This window comes from Limosilactobacillus sp. (assembly GCF_051873035.1).
In the GTDB taxonomy this organism is placed as follows: Bacteria; Bacillota; Bacilli; order Lactobacillales; family Lactobacillaceae; genus Limosilactobacillus.
This window is the reverse complement of record NZ_JBJEEL010000024.1, coordinates 1-12194: the sequence shown is the minus strand read 5'-3', so window position 1 is coordinate 12194 and position 12194 is coordinate 1. Positions and strand designations below refer to the sequence as shown.

At 50.9% G+C, this 12194-nt stretch carries 10 protein-coding genes and 1 pseudogene; 7 read left to right on the top strand and 4 right to left on the bottom strand.

All coding sequences use genetic code 11. The features are described from left to right. Positions 1-153: 153 nt before the first annotated feature. Positions 154-1503: a hypothetical protein gene (locus ACI31H_RS02665; protein WP_439770453.1), complete on the top strand. Its 1350-nt coding sequence runs from the start codon at positions 154-156 to the stop codon at positions 1501-1503. 88 nt (positions 1504-1591) lie between these two features. Here the strand turns inward: ACI31H_RS02665 and ttdB are convergent, their stop codons facing one another. From ttdB to ACI31H_RS02650, 3 genes are all read right to left on the bottom strand, one after another. Further along, a complete protein-coding gene (gene ttdB, locus ACI31H_RS02660; RefSeq protein ID WP_439770452.1) occupies positions 1592-2203 on the bottom strand; it encodes a L(+)-tartrate dehydratase subunit beta in 612 nt (203 codons plus the stop codon). A gap of 1 nt (position 2204) precedes the next feature. Further along, positions 2205-3125: a L(+)-tartrate dehydratase subunit alpha gene (gene ttdA / locus ACI31H_RS02655; RefSeq protein WP_439770451.1), complete on the bottom strand. Its 921-nt coding sequence runs from the start codon at positions 3123-3125 to the stop codon at positions 2205-2207. Positions 3126-3353: 228 nt separating this feature from the next. Then, positions 3354-4352, bottom strand: a complete 999-nt coding sequence (locus tag ACI31H_RS02650; RefSeq protein ID WP_439770450.1) for a helix-turn-helix domain-containing protein — start codon at positions 4350-4352, stop codon at positions 3354-3356. Between the two features lie 104 nt (positions 4353-4456). Here ACI31H_RS02650 and ACI31H_RS02645 point away from each other — a divergent pair, with 104 nt between their 5' ends. From ACI31H_RS02645 to ACI31H_RS02630, 4 genes and pseudogenes are all read left to right on the top strand, one after another. Continuing rightward, positions 4457-5335 (top strand): LysR family transcriptional regulator, encoded by an 879-nt coding sequence (locus tag ACI31H_RS02645; protein ID WP_439770449.1) that lies wholly within the window; start codon positions 4457-4459, stop codon positions 5333-5335. Between the two features lie 81 nt (positions 5336-5416). After that, positions 5417-6784: a threonine/serine ThrE exporter family protein gene (locus tag ACI31H_RS02640; RefSeq protein WP_439770448.1), complete on the top strand. Its 1368-nt coding sequence runs from the start codon at positions 5417-5419 to the stop codon at positions 6782-6784. A gap of 11 nt (positions 6785-6795) precedes the next feature. Next, a pseudogene (locus ACI31H_RS02635) lies at positions 6796-7452 on the top strand (uracil-DNA glycosylase). 103 nt (positions 7453-7555) lie between these two features. Beyond that, positions 7556-9037 carry an MFS transporter gene (locus tag ACI31H_RS02630; RefSeq protein ID WP_439770447.1) on the top strand — a complete coding sequence of 494 codons (1482 nt, stop codon included), beginning with the start codon at positions 7556-7558 and terminating at the stop codon, positions 9035-9037. Positions 9038-9085: 48 nt separating this feature from the next. Here the strand turns inward: ACI31H_RS02630 and ACI31H_RS02625 are convergent, their stop codons facing one another. Further along, the gene (locus ACI31H_RS02625) at positions 9086-10414 is read right to left on the bottom strand and encodes a replication-associated recombination protein A (RefSeq protein ID WP_439770446.1); all 1329 of its coding nucleotides are present in this window, start codon (positions 10412-10414) and stop codon (positions 9086-9088) included. Positions 10415-10518: 104 nt separating this feature from the next. On the opposite strand from ACI31H_RS02625, the gene ACI31H_RS02620 reads away from it, so the two are divergent. Further along, complete coding sequence (locus ACI31H_RS02620) at positions 10519-11505, top strand: alpha/beta hydrolase fold domain-containing protein (protein WP_439770445.1); 987 nt, start codon at positions 10519-10521, stop codon at positions 11503-11505. Between the two features lie 22 nt (positions 11506-11527). Further along, positions 11528-12100: a DJ-1 family glyoxalase III gene (locus ACI31H_RS02615; protein ID WP_439770444.1), complete on the top strand. Its 573-nt coding sequence runs from the start codon at positions 11528-11530 to the stop codon at positions 12098-12100. The last annotated feature ends 94 nt before the right edge of the window (positions 12101-12194 follow it).

Here is a 12194-nt window from a genome sequence, read left to right as displayed (position 1 = left end):
TGGTCAGTATTATTTATTTGAGTCCAGTGGCTAACTTATTCTTGAAATTTAGGCTTTGTTAAATTACGGTGGAAATGGCACTTTAACTCCCAGGCCCAATTCTTAGCCGACGAGGTCGAACGGGGTTATGGAACCATGGGGTGGCAAAAGTTAATGCCTAATCGAATCATGCCCTGGTACTTTATGGAAAGTAGTGAAGGGCAAACAACGGGTTTTGGAGTCATGACATGTCCCAATGCCTTTTGCTTTTGGCAGGCGGACCCGGCCGGAATTACGTTGATTATGGATATCCGCAACGGTGGGGAGGGTGTTCAGCTTGGTGACCGCCAATTAACGTTAGCGACCATTGTCAGTGCTACTTATGAACGGATGACGGCTTTTAAGGCCACCCAGCACTTTTGTCACTTAATGAGCCCGCACCCGGTATTGCCCGAAGAACCCGTCTACGGTAGCAATAACTGGTACTATGCCTATGGCAAAAGCTCAGCGAAGGATATTCTCCGTGACACCGCCTACCTGAAAGAATTAACCACGGGGATTGCTAACCGTCCCTTTATGGTGATTGACGATGGTTGGCAGGTCGACCACGTTGTCGATGGTTATAACGGTGGTCCGTGGCGTGCCGGAAATGCGGCCTTTCCGGACATGGCACGGTTGGCCCGGCAGATTACGGACCAGGGGGTAAAACCCGGTATTTGGTTCCGGCCCCTAGAAGACCACCGGTCAACGATCCCTACTAGCTGGCGTAACCCGCTTACTGGAATGCTCGATCCAACTGTTCCGGCCGTTTTAGAGCAGGTAAAGGGGGATGTGGAACAACTCTGTCGCTGGGGCTACCGGTTGATCAAGCATGACTTTACGACCTTTGACCTCTTTGGCCGCTGGGGATTCCAAATGCGGCCGTTTGTTACGAAAGGTGGTTGGCATTTTGCCGACCGGACGTTGACGAACGCGGAAGTGGTCAAACAACTTTACCGGACGATTTTTGCGGCCGCGGCGCCTTATCAGACCTTGATTTTAGGTTGCAACACTATTGGCCACCTGGGAACGGGACTAATGCAGTTAGCACGAATTGGTGACGATACCAGCGGGAGAAAATGGGAACGGACCCGGCAAATTGGCATTAATTCCTTAGCCTTTCGTTTGCCACAAGACCAGGCCTTCTTTAGCATTGATGCTGACTGTGTTGGAATCACTGACCGGATTGACTGGCACTATAATAGTCAGTGGGCCCAAGTCGTTGCTGAATCAGGAACGGTGCTGTTTATTTCGGCAGTTCCGGGGATCTTAACTGCAGGGCAGGCCAAGGAACTTCATCGTTACCTAGAACTAGCCGCTAAGCAGGATACCCACTTTACACCGCGGGACTGGCAATTAATTGACTGTCCGGCCGAGTGGGAAGACGGGGATCAGACCCGTCACTACGACTGGTATGAGCCGAATGGGGTTGAGTTTTGTGATGATACGCCCCGGTCGATTCCCTTTTATTCAATTGCCCACTAGGGTGGTTTGAAGAGTGATAAAGGCTCCCAATATTCGAGAAAACGAATACTGGGAGCCTTTATGTTTCCGTTATGTTAACTGGTTAGATTTATTGGATAAATTGAACCTGCTCGCTAATCTTCTTAATTTGTTCTTCTTTCCGCTTATTGAACTCGGCCTTCTTGGCGTCAAAGAAGTTGTCACCATTTGTATCGATGGTCACGATTAGTGGTCCAAAGTCCTTAACCTTGCATACCCACAGTGTTTCGGGCATTCCAAGGTCGGTCCACTGGGCATCAACGATTTTTTCAACGTGCTTAGCAGCGTAAACCGCGTTCCCAGCTGGGTAAACTAACTGAAGGGCCTTGTCATTCTTGCAGGCCCGGGCCGTACCAGGACCCATGCTACCCTTACCGATGATCAGGCGGACACCCGTTTTGTGGACAAACTCTTCTTCAAACATTTCCATCCGCATACTGGTAGTTGGTCCCACGGCCACCATCTTGTACTGGTTGTTTGGTAAGTACTTGATGATTGGACCGGCATGGAGAATTGCCTTGTCCTTAATGTCAACGGGGAGCTTGCGGCCTTCCTTAACAACCCGGCGGTGGGCATCGTCACGCGCCGTTACCATCGTCCCGGTCAGGTAAACAATGTCACCGATTCGGATATCCTTGATGTCGTCAGCGGAAATTGGTGTAGTTAAATGATAAGTTTTCATTTTATAATTCAACCCCCTTGTTCATTGGTAATTCGTAGTTCAGGTCTTGATCTAACTTAATTAGGCCCCGCCGGTGTGACCAGCAACCGGTTGAGACCCCGACCCCGATAACTGATGGGTGCCGGGCGGTGTTAATGATGTTAACCCCCATGACGGACTTCTTACCACCAAAGCCTTGTGGGCCCAGGCCAATGGCATTAATTCCGTCTTCGAGTAAGTGTTCCATTTTAGCGGCCCGTTTATTAGGGTTGTAGCTGTCAACCCGCCGGAGTAGGGCCAGCTTCGAGTTCATGGCCGCGGTTTCAACGGAAGTGGCAATGCCGACCCCAACCAGTAGTGGTGGGCAGGCATTCACACCATACGTGGTCATCCGGTCCATGACAAAGCGGGTTACCCCTTCGTAACCTTCACCGGGCATCAAAACTTTAGCAACTCCCGGAAGGGTACAGCCACCACCAGCCATGTAAGGGTAGATTTCGATGTTGGAGCTGTGAGGCATTAGTTGGGTAAAGATCCCGGGGATACCATCACCAATGTTGATGTTGGTGTTGTATTCATCAAAGGTCTGAACGGCATTTGTCCGTAGTGGAGCAATCTTAGTCGCCCGGTAGGTGGCGTCGACTAAGATTTCGTTTAATTCATCGATCAGTGGGAACTTGGTGCCGACTTTAACGAAGAATTGCAGCGTCCCGGTATCTTGACAACTTGGCACGTCGGCCTCGGCTGCCAGCCGTTGGTTTTCCATCATGGTGTCGTAAACTAATTTTTGAAGCGGGTCAACTTCAATTTTAGAGTATTCAATCAGCTTTTTAGAAACGTCATCGGGAAGGCGGTGACTAAAAATGTCCAGGTACTTAACAAGCAGGTCCCGGAGCTCGGCCCCTTTTTTACTCAGGGTTGGTTCAGTGTAAGCGTACTTCATCAGATCATTCCTCCTTTAAGTTCACCTCCTATTATGGAGTCCATTCGGCCTACCCGCTATGCGATTCTTAAGGGATTGTGTGCTGGTGAGCATGACGGCTCCTATCAAAATAGCCAGAAAGGGCCACGGGGGTGGGTTAAAAAATGACCAGTGAAAAGGCCGCCCGGGCCGCATTCACTGGTCACGATAAAGGAAAAAGGTTAAATTAAGGGTTAAAAAATTGGTAGTCTAATTATTATCATTGAGCAGGTCGGCTAATTTTTGACGGAGGACGTGGTAGTGTTGGCTATCCTGCCGATAGCCACAGTTTTCGCAGTCCACCGTTTGCCCATTAGCGGGTTGCTTAACGGTTAATAGTTCATGGAGGGCCTGTTTTGCGGTAGTTAATTGGTGTTCGTCAATTCCTTCCTGAAAGTGGGCATCCACAGCGGCCGCCTGGGGAAGGGATTTCTCTTGGTAGTCCGAGGGAGTAATTCCAAAGTGCTTTTTAAAGGCCAGGTTAAAGGACTTAACCTCGGTAAAGCCGTTATTTAATGCGACAGTGCTAATCTGATCACTACTACTGTTAAGTTCGCTAAGGGCGTGTTGGAGCCGTTCCCGGGTTAAAAATTCGTGGAAGCCAATCCCAAAGTACTGCTTAAATAGCTTCGAAAAGTAGGGCTTCGAATAGCCGTACCGTTTAGCTAGTATCTCGAGACTAAGGTCCTGGCGGTAGTTTGTTTGGATGTCTTGAGCAACCCGTGTAAATTGGGAGTTATGTTGGTGGGGAACCCGGTCGTGCCGGGTTGGAATAAAGAAGTGCTCGTAAAGTAAGGCGGCGATCAGAAAGCCGGCACTATTGGCCACTAGGGGCTGATTTGCAAAGTAAAGTTGGGCAATGGCCTGGCGTAGTAACCGGTAGGCCGGATGGTGGGGAACATTAACGGTATTGAGGTTAAATTCACCACTGCTTAGCTGAACGCCCTGGTCTTGAAAAAACTGGGGGCTGATCTGGGTGCGGATGGCCACCGTATCCGGTTGGGTCGCTAACGTGGCGTGACCCTGGTTTGTATTGATGGCGATGAGGTCGGCCGGTGCTAGCCGGTACTGGTAACCGTCAACGTTGACGACTACCGTTCCCTTAAGGGGCATCAAAAGTTCGACAGCCGGGTGCCAATTATAATGATAGTTACCAATTGTGTAGATTAACTGGTCAAAATAAGAACCGATAGAAAATGTCAGGGCCATATACTCGTCTCCTTTCCTAACTATTATATAGCGAAATCTTAGCCTCTTTCTATCCTTTTGGGCGCTTTTAGCGTAAGATAGCTATTGTAAAGGAGATGAAGCCGATGAATACTCGGGACCTCCAATATTTTGTAGCCTTAGTTAAGTATAAGAACTACACGCAGGTCGCCAAACAATTTAATGTTTCCCAGCCGACAATCACCCAATCAATCCAACGACTGGAACGAGAATTTAACACCCAATTAATTCGCAAGGACAGGGTGCACCGTGATGAAATGGTAACCCGGAGCGGGATGATGCTCTTTGAAAACGCCCAATTGATCAACAAGAAGATCGACCTGGCCCACCAGGAGATCAACCGTGCTAACCAGCGGCAGATTCGCTTTGGCCTGCCACCAATCATCGGTAAGAAGTATATTTCCAAGATTATTAAGCAAACGCCCGACCAGCTCTTGCAACGGTTAAAGATTACTTCGGTTGGCTCCCATGAACTGTTGAAGCAACTTCAAGACGGCAAGGTCGATATTGCGGTTCTCGGTTCTAATAAGTTGCTCAACCAGCCCGGGATCTTTGCCGACTTGCTGGCGACCAGCCCGTTCAAGATCATTGTTAGTAAGAAGCACCCCCTGGCTAAACGAAAGGCGGTCTCCTTTAAAGAACTAGGGGATGAACACTTTATTAACTTTGACCAACAGTACGTCCATAACGCTGCTTTCCAGGCCTACTGTACTTACGCCGGGATCAAGCCCCAGATTGCGGCCTACCGGGTACCAGACATTTCCTGGGTCAAGGAGTTAGTCCGGCAAAACTTGGGGATTAGCCTAATGGTTAAGGATGCCATTCAAAATGAGCCCGGAATTGTGTCGATTGATATTAGTGACCCCTTGCCAGAAAAATTTACGATCTCATTGGCCATCCGGGAGGGCTATGTGCTGAGTCCAGAGGAAGCCAACTTTGTGAAGGAGATAAAGCAGATTAAGTGATCTACTAAGCAATGTTGACAAGGGCCGTATAATAGGGTAGTGATTAAATTCTATTAGATTGAGCGGAGGCACTAGACTGCGATGAGCAACGAAGATGAGCAATTAGCGGGCCAATTTCAACCGAACCAACATTTATCGAATAAGCACCACATGGCGATCCCCTGGCATGATTTCTTTACGAATGACAACTTTACGTCAGCCAGTGAAGCCAACTTAGTTGAGCGGGCAGCCATCGTTGGCCGGATCGGCCTAATGATGTTGTCTTACGGGACCGGGGCCTGGCGGGTTCGTGATTCGATGAACATCGTGGCCCGGAAGTTAAAGATGACCTGCTCGGTTGATATCGGCCTAGTTTCGCTAGAGTATACCTGTATGGATGCTCACCACAGTTACACCCAGGCAATTTCATTACCGACGACGGGGGTTAATACGACTAAGCTTTCCTACATGGAGCAGTTTATCCAGGACTTTGATGCTCATGGGGATGACATGACGATCGGTGACATCCACGCCCGTCTAGAAAAGATTGCCCATTCGAAGGGCAACTATGCCCCCTGGCAGGTAGCCGTTGCGGCGGCTTTGGCCTGCAGCGCCTTCGTTTTTCTACTGGGTGGTGGCCCGGTGGAAATGGTCTGTAGCTTTATCGGCGCCGGCCTCGGTAACTACGTTCGGCGCAAGATGCGGGACCGGCATATTACCCTCATTGCCGTCATCGGGGTGGCCGTTGCGGTGGCCTGTTTGACCTACCTCTTGTCATTAACCATTTTGCAAATGGGCTTTGGCGTGAGTTCACGGCACGAAGCGGGGTATATCGGTGCAATGCTGTTTACCATTCCCGGCTTCCCATTTATTACCAGTGGCTTGGACCTATCGAAGTTAGATATGCGGTCGGGTTTGGAGCGCCTCGCCTACGCAGCCATTATCATTATCGTCTCAACGGTAGTTGGCTGGGTCGTGGCCATGATGGTTAACCTTCGTCCGGAGAACTTTCCGACGATTGCACTCTCACCGCTGGTTTATATGCTGTTGCGTTTACCAGCTAGTTTCTGTGGGGTCTTTGGCTTCTCGATTATGTTTAACAGTACCCCGAAGATGGCGGCCCTGGCAGGATTGATCGGGGCGGTTGCTAATACTACCCGGCTTGAGTTGGTGGATCTCACTTCGATTCCCGCGGGAGCGGCGGCCTTTATCGGGGCCATGATCGCGGGGATGTTGGCCTGGGTTGTTAAAAAGAAGGTCCGCTATCCCCAGATTTCCATCACGGTCCCGTCCATTGTCATCATGGTGCCGGGATTGTATATGTACCGGGCAATGTACAATATTGGTCTGACCTCGATTGGCGTGGGAGCACTGTGGCTCAGTAAAGCCCTGATGATCGTGGTCTTCTTACCGTTAGGCCTGATTGCGGCCCGGATTATTACCGACCCAAAGTGGCGGCACAATGGCTAAGGTGGTTTACGATGATTATTCAGTATCCCAAAGACTTATTGGCTGAGGTTGACCAGCGGACGAAGGGTCGGCGACTCACCGGCTTTACCCCCGGACAGGGGCCGTTGCATCTTGACCTAATGCTCGTCGGTGAGGCACCCGGCCGGCACGAGGAACAGGTTAACATCCCCTTTTCCGGGGCCTCAGGTCAGCAGTTGATGCAATTTTTAGGGTCAATTGGTTATTCACGGGAGAATACTTATATCACTAGTGTGGTTCGGCGCCGCCCCTATTCGGTTAAACGAGTTCGGGATAAAAGAACCGGCCAGCTGGTCGAAAAGCATCCAAACCGCACGCCGACCAAGGGAGAAGTGCTCGCCTTTGCCCCGTTATTTGACTAGGAACTAGCAACGGTACAGCCCCAAATTATTGTGCCGCTCGGCAATACGGCCCTGCAACGGCTGCTGGGGCCCACGGCCAATATTGGCGAGCTCCATGGTCAGCGCTTAAAACGACCAATTCAACAGGCCCGGGCAGACCACCGGGGTTACCAGTGGTCCCGGGAAAAGTACCTGCTTGTACCGATGTATCATCCAGCGGCGGTCCTGTATGCCCGCCGCTTAATGCCAACGGTTCGGGCTGACTGGCAACGACTAGGAAAAATAATAACGAACTTAAAGCAGGGGTAAACTGACTTTTACTATCAGGGACACCCCAGTAATATTGATAATAAAAGGGATCGTGAGAATTTAATATTCCATCACGGTCCCTATTTTAAGGGGAGATTTAAATTTGCAAGCAAATCAACGAAGAACATTAGTAACGGGGGCCCTCCTCCTTTCCAATATTATGGCGGGGATGGATGCCACCATCGTCAATACGGCCCTACCGGCGATTACCAGTGATCTTCACGGGTTACAATACATGGGCTGGATTGTGGCAACCTTCCTATTAGGGATGGCCGTTGCCACACCACTTTGGAGTAAGATGGGTGAACACCAGGGGAATAAGCGGGCCTATATTACGGCGACCCTCCTGTTTTTGGTTGGGGCGATCTTTCAAGGGCTCGCCCCGAATATTCTCTGGTTCATTATTGCCCGGACGGTAATGGGAATCGGGGCCGGGGGGATGAACACCATCCCCTTCATCGTGTATGCGGAACTCTACGAAAACCTGCGCCAGCGGGCTGAAGTACTAGGGATTTCCAGTGCCTGTTTTGGGACGGCCTCCATTATTGGTCCCCTACTAGGGGGCTGGATCGTTGATGCCTTGAGCTGGCACTGGGTTTTCTACGTCAACGTCCCGATTGCCATCATTGCCATTACGCTCGTGGGGATCTTTTACCAGAGTCCCAAGCGGCAGGCAGCGGGGAAACCCGTTGACTACCTTGGTGCTAGCCTACTGGTAGTCAGCCTTGTCCTTATCCTGGTGGCGGTCCAAATGATTGGAAGTGCGGCCACCTGGTTAGTCATCCTCTTGCTAGTAATCGGTCTGGCCCTCTTGGCCTGGATGGTCAGGGTTGATAGTCAGGCGATCGACCCGATTATCCCCAGTCGGTTATTTAAGAACCGGGAACTAGTACTTGACTTCCTACTCTTTGTGATTATCTGGGGATCCTTCATTGCCTTCGTGACCTACATTCCAATGTGGGCACAGGGTTTGCTTGGCTTGAGCGCCCTGCTCGGGGGGATGACCCAAATTCCTGGCGCCGTAACCAACTTTATCGGTTCTGAGTTGGTACCCTTCCTGCAGGAACGTTGGGGCAAGTACTGGCTCGTGACCTGTGGGGCTGCCGCGATCTTCCTAGCCTTCTTGGGAATCTTAGTTTGCGGGCAGGGAGCGCCATTCTGGGTCCTGCTGGTTACCGGGGCCTTTGAGGGCTTTGGAGTTGGCCTGGTCTTTAACATCTTGCAGATCAGTGTCCAGACCGATGCCGAATTACGGGATGTCCCAATTGCCACCTCCCTTGGTTACCTTTTACGGATCCTAAGTCAGACCATTATGGCGGCTGTCTACGGGGTGATTTTAAACCAAGAGCTCTTTAAAGGAGTCCGGGCCGCCCATGGTGACATTACCATGCGGATGTTAAACAAGTTGTCAAACGCGGCAACGGCGAGCCAACTGCCGACCAGGTTAATTCCCACAATGCGGCGGATCCTGTACTTGGGTTACCGTGATATCGTTATTGCGGCGCTCGTCTTAATTATTATTTCACTAATTTTGGTAGTCCCTCTGGCACTCAAGCGCCGACTACCAAAGGAAAAAAACAACTAACGATGACAGTAAAAAGGCACCAAACTACAAGTCTGGTGCCTTTTTTGTTTAGTCGGCTGGGTGTTCTTGGTGCCAACGCTTAATTTGTTCTAGCCGGGCTTTAAAACGGGGTTCACGACCCTGGTCGCTCGGTGAATAGAAGTGCTGACCAGCCAGCTCTTTTGGCATCGTCTTCATCGTTGTTAACTTATCCTTACTGTCGTGCGCGTACTGGTAACCCTTTCCGTAGCCGAGGTCGGCCATCAGTTTAGTCGGGGCGTTACGGATCTGGAGGGGAACGGGAAGGTTACCGGTTTTCTTGATTACCCGTTTAGCCTGTTGACGGGCAGTGTAAACCGCATTAGATTTCGGGGCACAGGCAAGGTAGATAACACACTCCGTCAAGTGAACGTCGCATTCCGGCATCCCCAGAAATTGGCAGGCTTGAAAGGTGTTGATAGCCACGTTAAGGGCATTAGTGTCTGCTAGGCCGATGTCTTCACTAGCGAAGCGGACGAGCCGGCGGGCAATGTAGAGTGGGTCCTCACCGCCATCGAGCATCCGGGAACACCAATAGATCGCCGCGTCAACGTCACTATTCCGCATTGACTTGTGGAGGGCGGAGATGATGTTATAGTGCTCTTCATCGTGTTTGTCGTACCGTAAGGACTTGGTATTGATTAACTGTCCCAGGTCCGTGTTGGTAATGGTTACGGTTTGGTGGTCGCGCTGACCGTTTAAAACTGCCATTTCCAGAGTATTCAGGGCAATCCGGGCATCCCCGTTAGCAAACTGGGCGATGAGGTGGATGGCATCTGGGGAACACTTGACGGTCAAGTCGGGAAAGCCGGCCGGGTGGTGGAGGGCCCGCTTGACCACTTCTTCCAGGTCGGCAGTCGTTAGCGCCTTGAGTACAAAGACCTTGCACCGACTGAGGAGGGCGGCGTTAATCTCAAAGGAGGGATTTTCCGTCGTCGCCCCGATCAGGGTGATACTACCGCGTTCCACAAAGGGCAGGAAGGCATCCTGCTGGGCCTTGTTGAAACGGTGGATTTCATCGATAAAGCAGATCGTTCGTTCACCATATTCCCGGTTCTGCTCGGCTTCTTGCATCAGTTTGCGAATATCTTTAATGCTGGAAGTGACGGCAGAAAAGGTAACAAAGTGGGCCTTAGTTTGCCGGGCAATGATTTCGGCGAGGGTGGTTTTGCCGACGCCGGGTGGTCCCCAAAAGATTAGGGAGGAGAGCTGGTCTTTTTCGATTAGCTCACGGAGAACCCGGTGGGGACCAATTAAGTGTTGCTGGCCGACAAACTCGTCGAGGGTCGTTGGCCGAACCCGGTTAGCCAGGGGCGTCGCTGTAGGATTTCCCTGGTCAAAAAGTGATTCTTGATGCATAATAGGCACTTCCTTTGTCCTTATTCTAAAGTAAATCTTAACAAAATTGAACTGGGAAGCGTGTTACGATAAAAGGTGAAATAGCTGAAAGGAGGCTACTGGGAATGGACCGACTGAAAATCTTCCGGACGGGGCTTGCGGCCCGAGTAGCAGGTAACTTTGAATCAAGTATAAAGGAGCTCCGTCGCTGCGGTCACAGCCGTTCAAACAAGTCAACCTTTGTCGAAATGGGGATCCAACTCAGTGGCTTTAAGCATTCATTGTCGGACCAACGGGCATTTGACCAGCTAGTACTTGCGGCCCAAAAGGCTAACCAACAGCCCTATATTATGCCGGACGTTCATTTTACCGTCCGCCTGCACCAGACCGTCCAAGATGGGATGACGATTTACACGTTAAACCAGCAGGGGGGCAACCAGCGAATTATCGTATACTTAGTCGGTGGTGCCTACCTCCAGCAACCCGATAAGACGCATTGGGAATACCTCAACCGGTTGGCGGAACGGACCGGGGCCCAGGTCATTGTTCCCTTATATCCACTCGCACCGCAGAATACCTTCCGGGCCGCCTACCAGCAACTAGCCCAACTCTATGCGGGCCTCTATGCGGTTTCACCTGCAAGTGATATTACCTTGATGGGGGATTCGGCAGGTGCCGGCCTGGCACTAGGCTTTAGTGAGTATCTCGGGCAGCGGGGACTTCCCCAACCGGGTCACCTGATCTTATTTTCGCCGTGGTTAGACCTGGATTTGACGAACCCGTTAATTGACAAGTATGCTGATGAAGACGTCACTTTGGCGCCCTGGGGGCTGCGACAAGTTGGGAAGCTCTGGGCCGGTAACGTTGACCACCGTGATTTTCGGGTTAGCCCCCTCTATGGTGACTTAGATCAGGTCCGCGATATTCACTTGTACGTCGGAACCCGGGAAATCATGTACCCTGACGCCAACGAGTTGGTTCAGAAGTTACGGACGGCCCGGATTCCGGTCGATTATCACGTTGGCCGCCGGCTTTTCCACATTTATCCCCTCTACCAAATTCCGGAGGCGGCCGCGGTCATGGAACAGGTTGTTCAAATAGTAAATGAATAGTTAGTTATTTGAGGTGATTAATTTGACGAAAGTTGCAGTGGTTTTCGCACCAGGTTGCGAAGAAATTGAAGGATTAACCGTTGTCGATGTTTTACGGCGGATGGGCGTTGAGGTTTCCATGGTTGGCTTGGAAGGCCAACTCGTTCACGGGGCTCATGATATTGAATTAACTTGTGATGCCGTGGTGGACGACCAGCTATTGGACTACGACCTGGTTGCCTTTCCTGGTGGCCGCGGTGGTGCCGAAAAATTAGCAGCGAACAAAAAGCTAGCTAGTCTGATGCAACAGCGGAGTACGGCTGGCAAGTGGAACGCCGCTATGTGTGCGGCACCGACGGCACTAGCCGCATACGGCCTGCTGGATAACCGGGATTATACCTGCTTCCCGGGTTTTGAAAAGGCGATTGCTAAGGTTGCACCAACGGCCCACTTCAAAGAGAACATTACCGTTGTTGACCAGGCAGGTAAGATTGTGACTAGTCGGGGACCAGCTACGGCAATGGCCTATGCCTTCCAAATTGCGGAAGTGCTCGGCCTAGATACCACGAAGATTAAGCACGAGATGCTGTATGACTACTTAATGGCTCAAAAGTAAATACGTAAAAAGGCGCAAAGCATTCGCAAATCAGAATGCTTTGGGTATCTGTCAACTGGTATTGATGGATGCCGACACCTCTCACTTAAATGTG

Excerpts from the sequence above, each read along its gene's own strand:
- ACI31H_RS02665 (WP_439770453.1), top strand. The coding sequence starts at position 154 with ATGCCTAATCGAATCATGCCCTGGTACTTTATGGAAAGTAGTGAAGGG.
- ttdB (WP_439770452.1), bottom strand. The coding sequence starts at position 2,203 with ATGAAAACTTATCATTTAACTACACCAATTTCCGCTGACGACATCAAG.
- ttdA (WP_439770451.1), bottom strand. The coding sequence starts at position 3,125 with ATGAAGTACGCTTACACTGAACCAACCCTGAGTAAAAAAGGGGCCGAG.
- ACI31H_RS02650 (WP_439770450.1), bottom strand. The coding sequence starts at position 4,352 with ATGGCCCTGACATTTTCTATCGGTTCTTATTTTGACCAGTTAATCTAC.
- ACI31H_RS02645 (WP_439770449.1), top strand. The coding sequence starts at position 4,457 with ATGAATACTCGGGACCTCCAATATTTTGTAGCCTTAGTTAAGTATAAG.
- ACI31H_RS02640 (WP_439770448.1), top strand. The coding sequence starts at position 5,417 with ATGAGCAACGAAGATGAGCAATTAGCGGGCCAATTTCAACCGAACCAA.
- ACI31H_RS02625 (WP_439770446.1), bottom strand. The coding sequence starts at position 10,414 with ATGCATCAAGAATCACTTTTTGACCAGGGAAATCCTACAGCGACGCCC.
- ACI31H_RS02620 (WP_439770445.1), top strand. The coding sequence starts at position 10,519 with ATGGACCGACTGAAAATCTTCCGGACGGGGCTTGCGGCCCGAGTAGCA.